Below are 20,585 nucleotides of genomic sequence, written 5' to 3'. Positions count from 1 at the left end.
GATTTTTAATCGGCGATGAGGGTGACTCGTCCTTGTGAGCCGTAGCCAACTTCACTTATATAAAGGTTGGGATCGTGAAGTTCGGCGATAATGTTTTGTACTGACTGTTTGGCATCAAGTCTGGGGCTTAGGTCGATCGCACGAGTAAATACCTTTGGCCATTCCCATCTGAGAGTTTTGGTTAATCCAAATAAACCAGCGCCGATCGCACCGAAGTTGACTTTGTACTCTAACCCAAAGGCTCCATCAAGGTGAGCAACTGTGCAGAAACAACTACGTCCATGTTTTGCAGCTTCGTTTAGAGAGGGCTTGAGGTGTTTCGCCATCAAAAATACGTGCTTGACGATCGCCTTTTCTGATTCGTTATAAGAAATACTCCCGGTGTGATTTCCTACAAACATCGGATGTAAGTGGATGAAGGCCCCAATCGTTCCACAGTGAGATGCGATCGCTTGCAATTGTTGTTGAAGATGTTCTTCACTCAAGTTTGCTAAGGTGACGCGGGTTACTCCTGTGGGTAAGGGCGCTTGTTGAGCGATCAGCGATTGGGGGAAGCTGATAACTACTACTTTCCAGCCTTTCTCGATTAGGGATTCAGCTAATTTGTAAGTGGTGAGGGAACCATCATCGGTGATTAAACCGATGTGTCCCTCTGGTAATGTGAAATCCAAGTAATCGGGCTGTGGTAGACTTCTGAGTTTGACGAGATGGCGCTGGATATTATGCTCTAATTCCGGTGGCTGCTGTTGGACAAACTCAGGTTCAGACTTTTTTTTTTCACCTCCAGCCAACTGCTGTAGGTAATCAACTATTTGACCGATGGTGCGGAGATCGCCGAGTTCTTCAATATTTGGTTTGGGTAAGTTGGGGTACGTTTCTTGCATCGCCCCTAAGATTTCTACCCGTTTAATCGAATCAATCCCTAAGTCGGCTTCCATGTCCATGTCCAGTTCCAGCATCTCGACTGGATAACCAGTTTTATCGCTGGTGATGGCTAACAGGGTTTCACCTAAGTTTGCAAATTCATCACTTGTAGCGGGTTCTGGTTCTGGGGTGAATGCGACAACTACGCTTACTTCCGGTGTAGTAACTACCTCAACGACTGGTGCAGTCTCTACTGGAATCTCGGTTGCTGGTTGCACTTCGTGAACTGCAATTTCTACCAAAACACTTTGGGAAGCGTGGGATTGCAGATACTCTACAACTTGGCCGATGGTGCGTTTTTCTGACAGTTCTTCTAAATTGGGTTTGGGTAGGCTGGGGTACATTTCTTGTAGCGCCCCTAAGATTTCTACCCGTTTAATCGAGTCAATTCCTAAATCAGCCTCCATGTCCATGTCCATTTCCAGCATCTCGACTGGGTAGCCAGTCTTATCGCTGGTGATGGCTAAGAGATTTTTATCCAAGTCAACAATATCGATGGTTGCGCCAGATACAGGTGCAGCAGTTGTGGGTGCTGGTTCTGGGGTGAATGCAACAACGTCGTTGACTGGAGGTGAGCTAATTTTGACTACAACCTCGGCTTGGGGTTCTACTACTGGGACAGGTGGCGCAACTACAGGCTCTACTGTCTCGACAGTGGCGAAGTGCGGTGTGGGCAGTAGAGACGCGATTGATCGCGTCTGTTCCGGGGATACAGGAGTTTCAACTACAGCCTCTACAGCAGCCGACAGAGGTGCTTGGGTAACATTTAAGCCATTTTTAGCTACAGGCTCAGTTACAGGCAAAGGCTGGCTTTCTACTATCTTGGTAGTAGCGGGTACTGGTGCTTCTGTGGTGAACGGAGTGAAATGGCTGAGTTTCTCTGTAAGTTGAGTTGCTCCGTCACCAGAGATGATTTGAGAATATTCTTGCTGTATGAGTTGGAAAAAGCTCTTAGTATATTCCAGTTGCTCTTGAAGATATTGCTCATGGATGCGTAGAGTTTCACCTTGTTGGGAGTGAAACTGCATCATGCTGCGCTCTAAGCTTTCCATGACAACTAGCTTCATTTTGGCAGTTTCGGCTGTTGATTTACTTTCGCTCAACAAAGAATTCTGCTGCTGCATCAGTTGGAAAAACGCTTTAGCGTATTCCATCTGATGGTTGAGATAAGTACCGTGAACTTGTAAATTCTCGGCTTGATTTTCCTGGAACTGTGTCAGGAGGTATTCTAAACTTGCTAAAAGTTGTTCGTAATTTGTAAGTTTTTCTGGCGTTGGTTGCATCTTAGATTCCTGGACTGGTTGTGACAGGGTAACAGGATTCATCTGTTGCTCTGGCTGGGTGATGATATTAGCAGTCACACCGTTCATTTCTGGGCTGGTTTTTTTATGTCCGTTAGTCTCTATCACTGCTACAGGTGGAGTCACACCTGGGCTGCTAAATAAAGGAGCCGCTTCAGAATATTCGGGGGCGGGTAATGTGACTTTATGCCCATCCTGCAAAGCAAGAGCGAAGGCATTTTTCGTTTTTTCGGATCTGTAGTTGATGCCGTTTAAACGGACATTTAATGTCTTCTTCGTCTCAATTGGGGGGATAGTTTGGGGAAGTTGGTAAGGATCGAGGTTATTCAAAGCCAAACCAATTACTCGCAACTGCACAACTGCTTCTCGCAAAGAGCGATCGCTATTCTTTTGAGCGCTAGGGTTCAAAGATACGGTGATGTGTGGGCGATCGCCAAGAATCTCTTTCACCAAGTTGCTAAGAATTCTCCTCGGACCAAATTCCACAAAGCAAGTACCACCCGCCGCATAGATATTTTCAATTTCCTGCTTAAACAGCACTGAATTAGAAAGGTGCGTTTCCAGGATTTTTTGAATATTTTGGGCTTCCTTGGGATACTGCTTACTGGTAACGTTGCTGTAAACAGGGATTTTGGGACTTTGGAACTTGACAGACTTAGTAGCGATCGCAAAGGATTTCTGAGCAAAGGCGATTAGCGGTGTATGGAACGCTGCGGAAACAGGTAACAGTACAGCCGTATATCCTTTCTCGTGTAAAGCCTCTCTGATTCTCGCTATTTCTGCGGTGGGGCCAGCCAAAACAAATTGAGTCGGAGAATTTTGATTAGCGATCGCAACTTGCGGAAAATGTCTCAGCACTGCTTCCACTTTGCTGATATCTTCTTTGACAGCCAGCATACTACCCGCATCATGATCTGGATCTTCGGGTGCAGCCATTGCTTGACCCCTAGCTTTCACTAAGAACAAGTAATCTTCTGTACTCAAAACCCCCGCAGCCCATAGCGCTGTTAGTTCACCAAAGCTATGACCGGCAACAAAATCTGACTTGAACCCAGCTTGTTGCAGGATGCTGTACATCCCTGCACTCAACACCCCGATGGCTGGTTGAGCGTATTCTGTGCGTTGTAAGGCAGCAATTTGGACATTTTTTTCTGCCTCTCCAAACACAGGATGAGGGAAAACGATTTCTGAAAGCGGCTGCAAATTATCTTTGAGCAACAGGCTATCCATATAGCCATGAAGACGGCGCATCAAAGGAAAATTCATCACCAGTTCGCGTCCCATCTCCAAGTATTGCGAACCTTGCCCAGAAAATAGAGAGACAACTTTTCCGCCCAACTCCATACCAGAGGAACGGTAATAAATCCCTTGGGGATGCTCCCAAGATGCTGCTGATCCTTTGAGTTTCAGCCAGTCAATGCTAGTTTGCAGCAACTTGCAAGCTTCTTCGAGATTTTCAGCGACAAATCCAAATCTGGGAGCAGAAAGGGGAATTTGTTGTGATTTGCACTCATTGACTAATTGTGCATAATGTGTACGTGCATCTGGCGATCGCAACTTACCTAAAATGTCTTCAGATTTGCTCAACAATTGGTCTACTGTAGGAGCAAACAACAGCACTTCACTAGCACCACTGTGTAAGCGGTAAGCGGCGTTTTGGTCGGCTTCATATTCTTCCAAAACAACGTGATAGTTAGTACCACCAAATCCAAAGGAACTTACACCTGCGCGTCTTGGTGCTTCCCCTTCTGGACGAATCCAAGGTCTAGTTTCGGTATTCAAATAAAAGGATGAATTTTTAATGTTGAGTTTGGGATTTGGCTCAGTGATGTTAATTGTGGGCGGTAATACTTTGTGATGTAAAGCCAAAGCAGTTTTAATCAAACTCGCCGCACCCGCAGCCGCTTTTGTGTGTCCGATTTGTGATTTTACACTACCCAAAGCGATGTGCTGTTTTTTGTCATCATGTACATCAAAAAAGTCTTTTAAAGAACCGAATTCTGTCGGATCTCCAGCCATTGTGCCGGTGCCATGTGCTTCCATCAAACCAACAGTAGCGGGAGAGAAGCCGGCATCTTCATAAGCACGTTCCAAGGCTTTAACTTGACCTTCTTTGCGGGGAGCATAAATGCTCTTATAACGCCCATCGCTGGAAGTACCAATACCTTTAATTACGGCATATATTTTATCGTTGTCCCGTTCAGCATCTTCCAGACGTTTGAGGACAATCATCCCAATACCTTCACCCAGCATCATCCCATCAGATTTAGCATCGAAAGGTTTGACATTTTCACTGGGAGTAACAGCCGGTGTTTTGCTGAATGAGATGTAAGCCATGATGGTGTTATCGGTATCAACACCACCAGTCAGCATCATGTCAGAACGATGCTCAACTAGTTCGCTGATTGCCATTTTTAAAGCACCAAAGGAACTAGCACAAGCCGCGTCAACTACACAATTCATCCCACCAAAATTTAGGCGATTGGCAATTCTACCCGCGACTACGTTAGCTAACATTCCAGGGAAAGCGTTCTCATCCCATTTCACATAAGCGCTTTTGATTTTATCAACGATTTTTTGGGTATCTTCATCGGATAAACCACTGCTTTTGAGTGCTTTTTCCCAAATTGGATATTCCAATCTCGCCGAAAGTGGCATTCCTAACTGCTTGGCCATCGCCACGCCTAAGATTACCCCAACCATTTCGCGGTTAAACTCACGTTTTTCGCCATAACCAGCATCTTCCATCGCCTCTTTCGCAACCACTAAACTTAATAGTTGCGATACATCTGTAACTTCCAAAATGCTGGGCGGAATACCGAATTCCATCGGGTTGAAATCTACCTCTGGAATAAACCCACCTCTTTTACAGTAGGTTTTGTCTTCAGTAGTTCTGGGATTCGGATCGTAATAATCTTCAACACTCCAGTGGGTAGAAGGAACATCAGTAATACAGTCAATTTTGCTTACAATATTTTGCCAGTATTCACGTAAATTTCTGGCTTTAGGCAATAGAGAAGCCATTCCAACAATGGCGATAGGATTGTGTTGTAATTGTCTGTTAATTCTGTTAATTGACACTGATTTATCTGATTTATCTGACTTCATGTTTTTTTCCTCTATAGACCTCATCACAGCCTTTTCACAATTATTGATAAGGCTCTCTAACTCCGCTAAGGCAGTATCAATTGAATAAGCAGACATAGGGCATAGTTAGTACTGTGGATTGTGTAGCTACAGTAATTCTGTTGCCTACTAATTAATGAAAAACTCTCGTTTTGTAAGCAATTAGCTATCTTATCTTTGCTAAATGCTTGTCTTGAAATCAACACCACACAATAAATACATACTGCCGGGGTAAAGCCTTATGTTTCCAGGCGGCTTTGGCACACTGCGTAGGCGTAGCCCGTCGTAGACATCGCACAAAAATGTTATCCAACGCTAGACTCTTTAAATTGTCGCAATAGGTCAAAGACGTTGTTAAAACTGGTAAAATAGTTTTGGAGTGTAATAGCTGCTTGACCAGTCAATTTAATCCATTTGTAATGGTAAAGATTTTGAGTAATGGTATCCTACTGGAGTGATGGGAACTGAGGAGTAGCTAAGAGAACAGAAACGTTTTTTCACCCAAAAGCATTTGATTATCTAGGCTAACCACAGCAACATAGCTGTTGTTAATTACAACGTTCTGTATCTTGTTCAATGTCATAGCCAGTTTCAACGTCCGGGATAATATATTTTATGCTATTTGAACCAGGAAAGTTGACAAGCTTGTTACACAAAAGACACCACCTTTAATCCGAATTTATGTAACTTGAACAAGTAATTAAACGGTTACAAGGTAATGACAAAGCAGTTATCTTTAGTTATTTTTAATTTAAAAATTTCAATTGAATAACTAGTTTGTCTAACCACTTTAAAGCATTGAATTAATAAAAACACTAGCATACTTTACAGAAACTAAATCATTTCTTTAAAGTTATTTTATAAATAAACATCCACCATTACTGATGTTGATTTGAATAAAATTAAGCAGAAAAGTATAATTTATAACTCTATAAATTTGTGAAAGATTTTGTTGTCTACGAGTTAGCCATAAGTTTGTCCTGAATTAAGTTAACAATGCAAATCTGTTGTCTAATAAGTCACAATTCAATGAATACATAGATAAATTGAATAGCCATAAGTATGTTTTCTCAGAGAAACATCATAATTTAATTAAAGCTTTTGGTTATTTTTCAATATAAGTCAAGTTAAAAAGCAAAGCGGTTATTTATAAAGCAAATATTAATTTTTAGTATGTTACTTAATAAACATAATCATGATTACATGATTTAAAATAGTGCTTAGAAAGCGAATGGAATTGCCTGCGCCACACTTCGTGTAGCTTGCTTCTCCGTAGGAGTACGCGGCTACACAAACATAGACGCTTTGCGGCTTCCCGCAGGGTAGTCCGCCTCTGCGGATTAAGAAAAATTGGGTGTTTTAAACCCACGGAGGCGGTCACTGAGCTTGTCGTACCCCTCCGGGGAAGCAAGCTACGCGCAGCGTCTGTCTACGACACGCTCCGCGAACGTAGAGAAGTGTGGGTAAAGTCTCATGTAGATGCGGTTTCTAACCGCCCTTGTAACGTCCGTTAACTCACCAACTGTATCACTTCATGCATTGAATTAGTAGAATCAAAAGCAATAATAATGTCTTATAGTACACAACCTTGCTAATCATAATCTGTTAGTAATATCAAATCTGCTTAATAACTAACTATCTGTTGGTATTCAATTGCTAGACAAGGGATTAGTGACAAGTAACTTTTTCAGCATCTAATCTTACTGTGGTGAAATAATTTAGTGAGAGAATCAGGATTTATGCAAAGTTATTTGGTTGACAAAATGCAATTTTTACGTCATACTTAATGACAAGTTTATCCCAATTTTAAGTTCATTTTTATTAGCGCTTCGTTGTTCTTGAAAGTTAATTTTTCTGACTAGCGCTATTGTATTTTACGCTACGGGATTAGATGACAAAATAGGATATAACTTAGGAAGCTTTGAAGTAAAACGCCATTAATTTTCACGCCACAATACTAAGTTTGGGCGGTAAAAGCGTACAACAATTCATATAAAACCAATTTAGATCCATCCACTTGATTAAGGTAGAAACCCTAGAGGAAAAGCCCTCTTGGTAATTTGCGGATGAGTCTATTCTAATCGACTAAATATAACCAGGATATTCTCTAAAAAAGCAGAATTGGAATGAAAATATGGCAGTAAATAAAGAAAGTCGATTATTCACAAAACCCGTAGGCCGATCGCAAGTAATTTTAGCAGCTTCTCTCACTTTAGCGGCTGGATTAATCGCTTTCTATAGTTTGACACCCTATTGGTCTAAACCGAAAGTTGTGACAGCGCCAGCCAACCCTCCAAAAGCTGCCACGCCTGCAAAAGTTGCTGTGACAGCTTTGGGACGTTTAGAGCCAGAAGGTGAAGTTACTACTTTGACTGCTCCTACTTCTAATAATGGGGTACGAGTAGACAGACTGTTGGTAAAAGAAGGAGATACGGTTAAAGCAGGGCAATTATTAGCCTATCTCGAAAATTATGGTCGTTCTAGAACCGCATTACAACAGGCTTTAGACCAACTGCAAGTTGCCAAAGCCAAATTAGCGCAGGTGAAATCTGGAGGTAAAACCGGAGATGTTGATGCTCAAAAGGCTGTAATTGCCCGGTTAGAGCCACAATATAAAGGGGATGTTGCGACACAAGAGGCGACAATTGCCCGTATCCAGGCAGAAGTAGACAATGCTCAAGCCGAAAATAATCGCTATCAGCAATTATATAAACAAGGTGCGATCGCGGCTTCTGTAGCAGATACCAAAGCTTTGCAACTAAAGACTACACAACAGCAGCTAACAGAAGCTCAAGCCACTCTCAAGCGCACTCAAGACACATTCCAAGCACAACGCAAGCAAGCAGAAGCGCAACTCACCAGTATTAGTGAAGTGCGTGGTGTAGATGTTCAAGTCGCACAAACCGAAGTCAATAGTGCAACAACTTCTGTTCAACAAGCAAAAGCCGACTTGGATTTAAGCTACATAAAATCTCCCATAAATGGCAAAATTTTGAAAATTCACGCCAAAACCGGAGAAGTTATCAGCACCAGCAGAGGATTTGCTGAGATAGGTAAAACATCTCAAATGTATGTGATTGCAGAGGTGTATCAAACCGATGTTCAAAAAGTGCGTGTAAGACAAAAAGCCACCATTACCAGCACTGCATTTACTGGAACAATAAAAGGAACTGTGAAAGAGATTGGTTGGCAAGTTGACAAGCAAAACATCTTTAGCCTAAACCCTGGTTCAGATACAGACCGCAGAATAGTGGAAGTGAAAATCTCCATCGATAATCCCGCAGATAGTGATAAGGTCGCTCGTTTAACTAATTTACAAGTGGATGTCGCCATTCAGATTTAGTCATAGGGCATAGGTCATTAACAAATGACCAATGACAAATGACATAGGCGCTTCTCTACGAGACGCTACGCGAACGCCTTCCCGCAAGGTATGACAAATGACAATTGATAAATAAATCCATGATTTTGAAAATTCCTTTAGCATGGCTACAGCTAGCCCAGCAAAAAGTTCGTTTATTAGTAGCTGTAGCCGGGATTGGTTTTATTGTGCTGCTAATGTTTGTGCAACTTGGTTTTCAAGATGCCCTCTATTCCAGTGCAACCGCAGTCCATCAGAATCTCAAAGGAGATTTATTTTTAGTTAGTTCGCAATATAAATCTTTGACCTCAAATCAAAGTTTTTCGCGGACTCGTTTATATCAATCTTTGGGGTTTGATGGCGTAGAGTCAGTTAGCCCCATGTATTTGCAATTTGCCAAACTGAAAAATCCGGCAACTGGTGAGAAATATTCAATATATGTTATTGGTTTCGATCCGGGTAGACCTGTGATAAATCTCCCGGAAGTTGAGAGAAATTTAGATAAACTCAAAACTCCTGATGTCATGCTTTTTGATCGGGGTTCTCGCCCAGAGTTTGGCCCAATAGCTGAAAAATTTAATGCGGGAGAGACTGCACAAACAATTGAAATATTTCCCTTCAATTCATTAATTGGTTATAGAGTCAGAATTGGTGGCTTATTCACATTAGGGCCTTCCTTTGGTGTAGACGGAAATTTACTTGTTAGTGACTCCACTTTCTTGAGGATAAATCCCAATACTCGTCCGGCAGATATGATCGATATTGGTTTGATTTCCCTCAAACCTGGTACTAATGCAGAAACAGTACTGAAAAATTTACAAGCAAGTTTGCCTAATGATGTCCAAGTTTTTACCCGCCAAGGCTTCATTGATTTTGAAAAAAAATATTGGGCTGTCAGAACACCCATTGGTTTTATTCTTAACTTGATGTTGACAATGGCTGCGGTCGTTGGTGTGGTTATTGTTTATCAAATTCTTTACAGCAATATTGCTACCCAGTTCGTTGCTTATGCCACTTTAAAAGCCATAGGTTATGCCAATAGCTATTTATTAAATGTGGTATTTCAGCAAGCTTTGATTTTGGCAATCTTAGGTTATATCCCAGGATTTATTACTTCTGTCTTGTTATATAGTTTTGCAGCAGAAGCAACTAAACTACCAATAATGATGACCACTAATAATGCAGTTATTGTCTTAACTTCAACAGTCTTAATGTGTATAACATCAGGAGCGCTTGCTATCAATAAACTCCGCTCCGCAGATCCGGGAGATATTTTCTAACCAAAATAACTTGCTCGGAGTAACTTGTTAAAGACAAGCAAGTTCGTAGTAAGGACTTTAGTCCTTGTTTTCTAAGCACTTTAATGCTTACTACAAACCATCAAAACTAGCACTTTTCTTTTAATCAAAAATCCAAAATTGGTATAACCCTTACTATATGAACCTCAAAGACAAAACTCTCCTAATTACCGGGATTAATGAATTTGTCGGTTTGCGTACAGCCGAGTTAGCAATAGCACAAGGAATGAAGGTTCGTGGACTGCAAAGTTCTACAGAACAAAACAAACAATTACAGAATTTAGGTGTAGAGGTAATTATTGGTAGCATCACCGATTCTGCGATTGCTCAAAAGGCTTGTCAGGGAGTAGATATCGTTTTACATACAGAGCAAATTGCCGAAGAAGCTGGTGCAATTAAGCATTTTCGTGATGTGAATGTTGGCGGTACTGTCAACATAGCTAAAGCCGCTAAACAAGCTGGTGTTAAAACATTTGTGCATCTATCTAGTGTGATGGTTTACGGTTTTAACTATCCTGATGGTGTTACAGAATCCGGGCCACTTTCTGGCGACAATAATCCCTACTGTCAAACGAAAATAGAAGCCGAAACAGCACTTTTAGAACTTAATAATCCCTCAGATTTTGGGATCATCATTATTCGAGCCGGAGATGTTTACGGCCCAGGAAGTATTCCCTGGATAGTCAGACCAATTCTGATGATGCGTCAAAAATTATTTGCTTGCGCCAACGATGCTAAAGGAGTAATCAATCATGTATATATAGATAACCTGATTGATGGCATCTTTCTCGCGATAGAAAAAGAAATCTACGGTGAAATATTTAATATCACCGATGGACAAGAAACTTCGTGGAAAGAGTATTTTATGCGTTTAGCAGCAATGGAAGATTTGCAAGCACCCCTTTCATTATCGAAAGATGAAATCAAGTTGTTTCTAAAGCTACGCGTTCAAGGACAAAAACTTTTTCGGAAAAAAGTTGATATCTTACCAGAGTCCATAGATTTTATGACTCGTCCTTATGCTTGTTCCATTGCCAAAGCCCAAAATCTGTTAAATTACAAACCAGTAGTTGACCTTGAATTAGGAATGCAGCAAACACATGAATGGCTGCGAAAAACAGATATTCAAAGCTTGATGAAATAGTTCACAGATTTTTAGTAATTCAGGAGTCAGGAGTCAGAATGGGCTAAACCTTAGCTATCCGCTAACAGAATGATTGGAAAATGAAAAATCTAGGAGACTCTTGATTTACTTGAAATGATTCAGTTTGGTATCAAAGTATCCTTAATCTTGACTCCTGGATTCTGACTTCTGAATTCTTACATTGCATTTACCTTACTACGATTAACCATACAATAATCCACAGATTTTCCGAATACTTGTTTTCTATGAGTAGCAATCAGCCACGATTGAGCATCGGATTACCTGTATACAATGGTGAAAAATTTATCAAAGAAGCCATAGATTCACTCTTGGCTCAGACCTTTGAAGATTTTGAACTTATTATTTCAGATAACGCATCGACAGATAAAACTGAGGAAATTTGTAGAGCTTATGCCGAGCAAGACCAACGTATTTGTTACTACCGCAATGACACGAATATCGGTTGTGCTGGTAACTTTAATCGCGTCTTGCAACTGTCTTCGGGTGAGTATTTTAAATGGGCAGCCCATGACGATCTACATTCTCCAGATTTTATCAAGAAGTGTGTCGAGGTGCTTGACCAAGATCCTACTATAATCTTGTGTCATTCCCAGGCATATTTCATTGATGAACAGGGGAATTTTATCCAAAATTACGATATCAAAGTCAAGGCCGATGCACTAAAGCCACAGGAGCGTTTTCACGAATTGCTAACCAAGCATTTATGTTATCAATGTTACGGGGTAATTCGCGCTAGTGTTTTGAAAAAGATACCACCTATGGGTGGTTATGGTAATGCAGATGGAATTCTCTTGTTAAGACTTGGTATTCTCGGTAGGTTTTATGAAATTCCTGAATCCCTGTTTTTCATCAGAAGTCATCCGCAACAATCAATGAGTATGTTCTTTCCAAATTACTTGCTGTTTGCTGACAAAAGCAAAAAACCATTATTGAGTATGCTCCCCGATTTTTATGGGTATACAGTATGGTTTGATTCAGCAAAGAAAGGACGAATTTTATTGCCCCATTGGAGAATAACCTGGGAGTATGTACTCTCTATATGGCGTAGTCCCTTGAGTTTGAATGAGCGGCTATGTTGTCATATAAGTCTACACCAGCAGTTAAAAGGGACAGAATATCTTTTGCTGAAAGATTTGCTAATAGTGCTGCCCAGAGTTTGGAAAAGTTGTCGAAAAGCATCAATAAAAAAACAACAAGCCACACTTTTAACGAATCAAAATCACCTATTCTGACTACAAAACTATGCTGAAACTATCTCAACTATCTCATGTTTTGCTTGCTACTTTAGTGAGCATCAGCTTTGCTAAAACAGTGAACGCAGAGCCAACTGCAACACTTAATGTTGTAGTAAATGGAATAGATCACCAAAAAGGTGAGATTTGCTTCCGAGTTTATGCAAACGAAAAAGGATTTCCAATGAGTAGTACTAGTGAAGCTCAAAGTGGCTGCGCTAAGATTACTGGCACTTCTGTAAAAAAAGAATTCTCCGGTTTGAAACCTGGAACTTATGCTGTCGCTGTGGTTGACGATCAAAATGGCGATCGCAAACTCAATAAAGACTTTTTCGGTATTCCCAAAGAAGGTTTTGGGATTTCCAAAAATCCAACTGTGTCCATACAAACAGGTACACCAAAGTTTCGTGATGCCAGTTTTGTTGTAAACAAAAATACAACAGTCAACATCATCATGAAATATTCGCTGGATTCCTAAAGGGAATGGGGAGTGGGGAAGAAGCAGGGGAGCAGGGGGCAGGGAGCAGAGGGGGAAGAGGAGTGTGGGGAGTGTGGGGGGGTAAGACTTCTTCCCCATCCTCCCACACCCCCCACACCTCCCACACCCCCCACACCTCCCACACCCCCTGTCCTCTTTCCAATGCCCAATGCCCAATCCATTATTCTGTCGGAGACTAAAAATTTAATGGAAGATTTGGCAATATTTCTGTCTAAGTCTTTGACGGGTTGGCTGGTTATTCAGGTGTGTTTTACGCTTGTCTTTATATGGTATCTGCGCTCGTCTAAAAAAAACTTATTACCAGACGATCAGTTACCCAAAACCGCAGTAATTCTTTGCTTACGCGGAGCCGATCCGTTTTTGCCTAGATGTTTGCGATCGCTCCTAAATCAAAACTATCCACAGTATGATTTAAAGTTGATCGTTGATAGTCACGAAGATCCTGCTTGGAAAATTGCTAGTGAAACCATCACAGAGCAAGAAGCAACCAACGTTCAAATCAGCCCTTTGAGAATAGTACGCAACAATTGTAGTCTCAAATGCAGTTCTTTAATCCAAGCTATCCGTGAGTTGGACGACTCCTACAAGGTGGTTGCTTTAGTCGATGCTGATACTATAGTTCATCTGAATTGGCTCAGAGAATTAGTCAGTCCTCTAGGCGATGCCAAAGTGGGAGCAACAACCGGCAATCGGTGGTACGTACCAACAGGTAGGTATTGGGGTTCTTTAGTACGGTACGTCGGCAATGTATCCACAGTAGTGCAAATGTTTATCTTCCAGATTCCTTGGGGTGGAACTTTGGCTGTGAAAACAGAAGTGCTTCGCCAAACAGAACTGCTAGATAAGTGGGGACAAGCTTTAGGCGAAGATTTTATGATGCACGACATCCTGAAAAAACATGGTTTTCAGGTAAAGTTTGTGCCTTCGCTGCTAATAGTTAATCGTGAAGAGACTGATTTATTCAACTTAATAGACTATCTCAAGCGGCTTATCCTTTTTTCTCGACTGTATCACCCACGTTGGTTAGCTCTTGTTAGTGAAGCTGTTTCTAGCATTTTGTTTCCGACTCTACTGAGCGTATTAGTTCTAGAGTCGTTGTTAGAGGCAAAATGGGAAGCTGCGGCTCTGTTGTTAGTCTGCTATGGAGTTTACACTGTCGGATTACTTTTGATAATGCTGGTGTTGGAATTAGAGATACAGCGAGTGGTTCGCTCTAATGACCAGGCGATCGCCAAATTATCAGCTGCTACAATCATTAAAATGTTGATTGGGATTCCGTTGACACAGTGGGTTTATGGGTTAGCGATGCTATCATCCCTGTGGACATCAACAGTTACCTGGCGCGGTGTCAGCTATCGCGTTAAAGGGCCTTGGAATATCCGCTTAGTGGAATATCGCCCTTATCAATGGTTGGATCAGCCTATTAATAGCAAGGTTTCTCTTTGAATTAAATTGCTAAATATCAACTAGGGCATGAAAGTTATTACACTAAACATTCCCTAGTCTTCAAATTATATTATCTTATATTTAGTAGAACTATATTAGCTATAACCCTTGTAAAAATATACGTTTTTACTTGTTGATTATCAAAACGTATTTACATTTTTACCAAGGGTTTAGACAAATATATTAAGGGGAATTTTGACTTAGCATTTTGGATGTTTTGTTAGTTTCTAACCCAGGTTTATATACGTGTTTGCAATTGAGTCTACTTAATCTCCAACCTTTTCCATACCTCTCTCTAACTCTCTCTTAAGAAGCTACGGTATACACACATCTTGGTAATGAAGCCCAAACCCTGAACTTACCCCCCTCCCAAGGCATCGCTACGGTGTCGAATTACCCCCCTTAATCCCCCCGATATATTGGGGGGAGACCGGAAAATCTAGTTCCCTCCCCAATATATTGGGGAGGGTTAGGGTGGGGTAAAACGCTGGTTAATCAGCTATTTCAGACTTGTGTGTATACCGTAGCCTAAGAGGAGAGAAAAGTGGAAAAACTTTTGTTACTGTCAGGGGACTAAGCCTCAAAGCATCTCTTCTAGAAAGAGAGAGATCAGACTCTATTGCACACAAACTAGAAGCACTATAAACATCCACTTCAAAATCGAAAATTTCAGCTATTTGACAATGCGTAAATCCTTAGTCTAACTGTATTACTGGGAATTTGTGAGCCAAATAATCAGGATGTTCATCAAACATTTGCTGCGTAAATCCTAAGTTAAAAACCAGCAATTTTGTGAAATATTCCCCTTTATTATGACTAAGCAAAAACTTCGCATTGCACTGTTTACAGGGTTGTATGCTCCTTTCTTAACTGGTGTTTCCGTCGCAGTTCACCAACGAGTTCGTTGGTTGCTAGAGCAGGGACATGAGGTTTTTCTAGTCCATCCGCAAATTAACGATCGCTACCCCAAAAATGTCGGCGATCGCCCCATGCCAGGTTTGGAGGAAATTCAATCTTTCCCCAACTTCTCTGCTTACGCATTCCCCACAGAACCGCTGCTATTCTATAAGTCTCTTCCTCAACCGTTGAACTATCGTCATTGGAGCGATACCAAGTTGCTGGAGAAATTCAAACCCGATATTATCGTGGTTGAAGAAGCAGCCCAAATGAGAGGTTTATACTCATTTTTCTTGCAAGGTTATGGTCGCCCTATTGGCACTCAATACGCAAAACGAACAGGCACGCCAATAATATCACTCTTCCATACAGATATCGTTGCCTATATCAAATATTACTTTGGAGACAGATTCTTCAATTTGGTTCGTCCCATTGTTCCCGTTTTAGTTAAGCAATTTAGTGAGTCTTATGACTTCAATTACTTCTCTTCTAAAGAGCAACTGACTAAATACGAAGAACTGAAATGCCAACGCGCTGAATACGTCGCTTATCAAGGTATCGATTGCGAAAAATTTCATCCGCGAAACATTTGTTACGACCCAATTCCCAACGATAACCGACCAACTCTGTTGTTTGTCGGACGCATCACACCCGAAAAGAATGTCAACCAATTGCTTGATATCTTTCCAGTCATAGCTGCCAAAATTCCTGATGTTCATCTGGTAATTGTTGGTAGTGGCCCGCTAGATGAAGAGATCCGCGAGCGTGCTAAAAAGTTTGGAGCGGGTATTACTGTATGGGGTGAGTCTCATGGTACAGAACTTCTAGGTTGGTTTGCCAGAGCGGATGTTTTTATCAACCCCTCCGTCACCGAGAACTTCTGCACGACAAATAACGAAGCATTAGCGTCTGGAACTCCTCTGGTTGCTGTTGTTGCACCGTCAACCTCAGAACAGGTATTTCCTGGTCGTAACGGCTTCCTTGCCCAACCTAACAACCCTACAGACTTCGCCCAAAAGGTAATTGCGATTCTGGAAAATCCCGATTTGAAAGCAGATATGACTAGACACGCTCGCCCCTCTATACTCGAATTTGATTGGTCGGCATGTATGCAGAAATTTGAACACAAACTTTACCAAATCATTGAAGGAGCGCAGAAGGTGGAGGTAGGTACAGGCAGTATAAGACGATAACGATAACAAACAGATCGCTAGTATTTACAGTACTAGCGATCGCTAACACTGCAACTTTTTGCACCAACGAGTTTTAGGATTATTAAAAAAGAATTCAGAATTCAGAATTCTGAATCAATGCAGAAGTTGTGAGTTAATGATTTATCGATGTCTTTATCATTAAATGCGATCGCCTTTCAAAATCAGTCAAGTGGGGTTGTAGCTATGTTGTTAGACCTCCAGCTTGAAAAATCTGTTCGACGGTTAAATTCAATTCGGGAAAAGTAGGTGAGATAATGCTTACTTTACCGTTACAGGCATCGCTACCTCGAAACTGTCTGACTTGGTATTCTCCTTCAACTAACGAGTAAATCCAGATAGTTGGTTGTTTAGGATTGCCTATAAACCGCTTACCACCTAAAGCTGCATAATCTATAATCCAGTATTCAGGAATGCCTACTGCCTCATAGTCTGCCACTTTTTTTAAATAATCATCTCTCCAGTTGGTACTAACTACCTCAACTACTAAAGGAATTGATGCTGCTTGGCTAATAGTTGATTCTTTTTTCCACAGAGGCTCATTTACTAAATTAGTCCGATTTAATATCAGCACATCTGGAGAATAAGCTGATTGACCTTCCAATGGTTTAATAAACGCTGTTTTAGGAATGAAGTAGGGAAGTTTTAGCCTCTTAATTTCGGCAGATATTTCTAGTGCCAAAAATCCAATGACCTCTTCATGGTCGCCTGTTGGTGGTGCCATCTCAACAATTACTCCATCATGCAGTTCATAACGTTGTTGCGAATTTTCTGGATACCAAGCGATGAATTCATCGAATGTTACTAGTTTACGTAAGGCTTGAATCATAATTTATCGCCCTCAGCACTTGGTTTCGGTCATGCCGCATCCTTGCCTCTATCAGTTGGGAGAGGCTACTAACGTGCGGTTTCTAATTCTACAATTCATGCAAGCTGATTTTACCAACCCGCCACCCATGTAAGATCGGCATAGTAAACAATCCCCACGCCAAACCTGTAATTAACCCAAAAGGCGTAACCAGATAATTATTAAAACTCCATAAGCCGAATATCTGTGCTGCTAATTCCAAAGGATAAGCCATCATCAGCACACTAGCTAAAGCAACACCACTCCAGCCATACTGACTTAACCAGTAAAATCCTTTACCACCAGTTATCCCATACAGCAAACGAGTAATTAGCAAACCCGTTACAGTGCCGTAGCAGCGCATACACACAGCCATCATAAACGGTGGTGCTAAATCTAACCCCATAGCTGGTTGCGGACACACATGATTACCCATGAAATAAATGATGTCCGCAATCCCAGGAAGCAAAGACACTCCAGACGCAGCCAAAAAGGGAGCGATAGGCGGGCCAAAAACCATCCCTACCAACAAGAAATCAGCGATAAAACTGACCCAATTAACCTGCAATTCACTAAAAGCTACTCTTGTCATCTTCCTTTCTTCGCGCCCTTTGCGTCTTCGCGGTACCCTGCGGGAAGCCGTTTCACGTCTACGTTTTCCTAACCTACCTTATTCACATAAGGACTTGTCAACTTATCCAACTGCTGAATCAACAGACTGAGGAATAATCCCACATCTGTCACCACACCCACTGATTCTACAGAACCGCGATCGCTTAACTTAGTCACCACAGCTGGATTAATATCGACACATACCATTTTCACCCCTGCCGGAGTCATATTCCCCACCCCAATCGAGTGCAGCATCGATGACAGCATTAAAATCATCTCTGCACCTTCTAGGTGTTTGGCATATTCTTCCTGTGCTTGAATCAAATCCATTACGGTATCAGGCAAAGGCCCGTCATCCCGAATGGAACCCGCAAGCACAAAAGGTACATTATTGTGGACGCACTCATACATCACGCCACTTTTAATTGCTCCCGCCTCCACAGCTTTCGGAATGCTGCCATAACGGCGGATACTATTAATTACCTTGAGGTGATGGCGGTGTCCACCACGGACGGCGACACCCCGCTTCATGTCCACACCCAAGGAAGTGCCCATGATATTTTGCTCGATGTCGTGAACTGCGATCGCATTACCACCCAGCAACGCCTGTACATATCCTTCCCGAACCAGTTGCGCCAAGTGTTCGCCGCCACCAGTGTGAATCACTACTGGGCCAGCCGTGACAACTACTTTACCACCAGCATCGCGGATTTTACGTAATTCCCAAGCCACTTGCTCAACGACTAATTCCACGCGCCGTTCGCTGGAAACTCCCGCCGACATAAAGCTAAATTCTTGGGTGCTGCGGACTTCGCGCGATTCCGTTTTGCGGATGGTGCGGATACCTAAAACGTCTACAATTACCTGTTCGCCAACTTTTAAATCGCGGAGTATTTTACACCGAGCGACGAAGCCATTGGCAGTTTGGGTAATTGCGATCGCGCCATCCATCCGCTGATTTTCTACCTTCACCCACTGACCACTAATGCGTACTTCCGTGGGATAAATTGTACTGACGTAGAAATCATCAGGCGCAACACCATCTTGGATTACCGGCTCCAAGATAGCATCTCGCTCATCATGGGGTAAATTTACTGCACCCAAATCAATCAACATTGAGATGATTTCTTCCATCACCTCATGAGATGGTGCTGATACCTTCACCTCTGCGGCTGAGGTACTTTGGCGTTGTTCTCCCAAGTTGAAATTTAAGACTTGGAAACTTCCCCCGGCATCTATAATCAAATCCAAAGCGCGGTTGATTAAGCCAGCATCTAGCAAATGTCCTTCCATGCGAATGACGCGGCTTTCTACCGAGACATTGGCATGAATTTCATCTCTAACTGGTTCTGTAACCCGCAGAGTTAAGCATTTAGCCGCGCCACCAGCTTTGAGAAATTCTGTCAGCGGTGTTTCCAGCACTTGGAAACCCACATCTGCAAGGCGGGTTTTCAAAGCATCACTCGCCTTGTTCATGATGACGATGCTATCAACATTCACCGTATTACAAGCGAAGTTGACTGCATCGGCTTCTTCAATTGCGATTAGCTTTTCTGGTGCGACTCGCATTTCAATTAAGCGGTTGGAGTAAGAATCAAAAGCACCGGGATAGTAAAGCAAATAGCCATTTGTTAAAGGACAAAAGCAAGTATCCAGGTGATAGAAACGTTCGTCTATTAATCGCAGGGATAGCACCTCAATATCCAGCCATTTAGCTAGATAAGGGTGAGAATCTAATTCCGAGCGGAAACCGTATCCCGCCCATAACCAGCGTCCTTCCCGATCTAGTAGTGCGTCTCCTGCTCCCTCAAAGGGCAAATCTTTAGGAAGTTCATTGACTGTATAACCATTTGCCTCAAACCATTGCTTGAAGAAAGGCTCCTCTCCCTGACGTTCTTTGTGCAAAAAGCGACTGAGGACGACATTATCGCCCAGAACTAAGCCAGCATTGGCGGTAAAAACCAAATCAGGCCAGCCTTTTTCAGGTGGTACTAAATCTACAATTGCGTGTTGTTTGAGGATTTGATGTAGTCCCTGCCACTGTTCCACGGCGCGATCGCGCGATGACTTGTGAATATTCCCTTCCATCCAAGGATTAATCACATAGTCCACGTCATAGTGGTCAGGAGGGCACATTAAAAAGCGAATCCGGGAAGTCATAAAAATCTTACAAGCGTTTTATATGCTACAAGCTTACTTTGAATACAGATTTTTGTTTTTCTACAGGTAAAATCTGCTACTAAAGCTTCTATCTTTTGAGAGTTGAAGACTTTACCAAGCCTTCGTTATCAATTCTATTACTGGAACATGGTAATAATACCAATTCAAAGTTCCAAATTAAGAAAGCCTGATTTAATTTGGGTTTCCAGGAAAGTGGGGCAGGTGAAGACACCGTTAAAAGCAGTCAATAGTAAATATTGGTGGCGATCGCTAAATACACTTGGATTAAAGCTTAACTTTTTATCAAAGTCAATTTTTTTAATGTAGACGCAAAACTCCCGTAGGCTAACGCAAAGAATGCATAACCCGCTTGACGACAACGTTTTGCCCTCACCCCCAGCCCCTCTCCCCAAGAGAGAGGGGAGCTAGACATTCAATTCCCCTTCTCCTTTGGGAGAAGGGGTTAGGGGATGAGGGCGTGAGGGATTTGCAAAACGCCTGTCCGA

General features: G+C 42.1%; 11 protein-coding genes and 1 pseudogene. 7 read left to right on the top strand and 5 right to left on the bottom strand.

Annotation, left to right across the window (positions count from 1 at the left end):
• Positions 1 to 5: 5 nt before the first annotated feature.
• Together CDG76_RS02800 and CDG76_RS38095 are read right to left on the bottom strand one after the other, a co-directional pair.
• Complete coding sequence (locus CDG76_RS02800) at positions 6 to 5,429, bottom strand: type I polyketide synthase (RefSeq protein WP_094347540.1); 5,424 nt, start codon at positions 5,427 to 5,429, stop codon at positions 6 to 8.
• A gap of 227 nt (positions 5,430 to 5,656) precedes the next feature.
• Positions 5,657 to 5,934, bottom strand: a pseudogene (locus CDG76_RS38095) (hypothetical protein).
• A gap of 1,551 nt (positions 5,935 to 7,485) precedes the next feature.
• Between CDG76_RS38095 and CDG76_RS02790 the strand changes: the two are divergent.
• The 7 genes from CDG76_RS02790 (at position 7,486) to CDG76_RS02755 (ending at position 16,442) form a co-directional block, all read left to right on the top strand.
• The gene (locus CDG76_RS02790; RefSeq protein ID WP_094347539.1) at positions 7,486 to 8,694 is read left to right on the top strand and encodes an ABC exporter membrane fusion protein; all 1,209 of its coding nucleotides are present in this window, start codon (positions 7,486 to 7,488) and stop codon (positions 8,692 to 8,694) included.
• Between the two features lie 119 nt (positions 8,695 to 8,813).
• Positions 8,814 to 9,992: an ABC transporter permease DevC gene (devC, locus tag CDG76_RS02785; protein ID WP_094347538.1), complete on the top strand. Its 1,179-nt coding sequence runs from the start codon at positions 8,814 to 8,816 to the stop codon at positions 9,990 to 9,992.
• A 157-nt stretch (positions 9,993 to 10,149) separates the two neighbouring features.
• Positions 10,150 to 11,154 carry an NAD-dependent epimerase/dehydratase family protein gene (locus tag CDG76_RS02780; RefSeq protein WP_094347537.1) on the top strand — a complete coding sequence of 335 codons (1,005 nt, stop codon included), beginning with the start codon at positions 10,150 to 10,152 and terminating at the stop codon, positions 11,152 to 11,154.
• 245 nt (positions 11,155 to 11,399) lie between these two features.
• Positions 11,400 to 12,407 (top strand): glycosyltransferase family 2 protein, encoded by a 1,008-nt coding sequence (locus CDG76_RS02775; RefSeq protein ID WP_094347536.1) that lies wholly within the window; start codon positions 11,400 to 11,402, stop codon positions 12,405 to 12,407.
• Positions 12,408 to 12,417: 10 nt separating this feature from the next.
• The gene (locus CDG76_RS02770; protein WP_094347535.1) at positions 12,418 to 12,885 is read left to right on the top strand and encodes a DUF2141 domain-containing protein; all 468 of its coding nucleotides are present in this window, start codon (positions 12,418 to 12,420) and stop codon (positions 12,883 to 12,885) included.
• 207 nt (positions 12,886 to 13,092) lie between these two features.
• Positions 13,093 to 14,352, top strand: coding sequence for a glycosyltransferase (locus CDG76_RS02760; protein ID WP_094347925.1), 1,260 nt, complete (start codon positions 13,093 to 13,095; stop codon positions 14,350 to 14,352).
• An 812-nt stretch (positions 14,353 to 15,164) separates the two neighbouring features.
• On the top strand, positions 15,165 to 16,442 hold the full coding sequence (locus tag CDG76_RS02755; protein ID WP_094347533.1) for a glycosyltransferase: 1,278 nt from the start codon (positions 15,165 to 15,167) through the stop codon (positions 16,440 to 16,442).
• Positions 16,443 to 16,644: 202 nt separating this feature from the next.
• Here CDG76_RS02755 and CDG76_RS02750 read toward each other — a convergent pair whose 3' ends face one another.
• The 3 genes from CDG76_RS02750 to argZ form a co-directional block, all read right to left on the bottom strand.
• A complete protein-coding gene (locus tag CDG76_RS02750; RefSeq protein ID WP_094347532.1) occupies positions 16,645 to 17,289 on the bottom strand; it encodes a Uma2 family endonuclease in 645 nt (214 codons plus the stop codon).
• An 88-nt stretch (positions 17,290 to 17,377) separates the two neighbouring features.
• Complete coding sequence (locus CDG76_RS02745) at positions 17,378 to 17,899, bottom strand: DUF2085 domain-containing protein (protein ID WP_094347531.1); 522 nt, start codon at positions 17,897 to 17,899, stop codon at positions 17,378 to 17,380.
• Positions 17,900 to 17,967: 68 nt separating this feature from the next.
• Positions 17,968 to 20,079: a bifunctional arginine dihydrolase/ornithine cyclodeaminase gene (gene argZ, locus CDG76_RS02740; protein ID WP_094347530.1), complete on the bottom strand. Its 2,112-nt coding sequence runs from the start codon at positions 20,077 to 20,079 to the stop codon at positions 17,968 to 17,970.
• Between the last annotated feature and the right edge of the window lie 506 nt (positions 20,080 to 20,585).

It is taken from the genome of Nostoc sp. 'Peltigera membranacea cyanobiont' 210A, assembly GCF_002246015.1.
Classification (GTDB): domain Bacteria; phylum Cyanobacteriota; class Cyanobacteriia; order Cyanobacteriales; family Nostocaceae; genus Nostoc.
The sequence above is the reverse complement of the archived record's forward strand: the minus strand, read 5'-3'. Positions and strand labels throughout refer to the sequence as shown.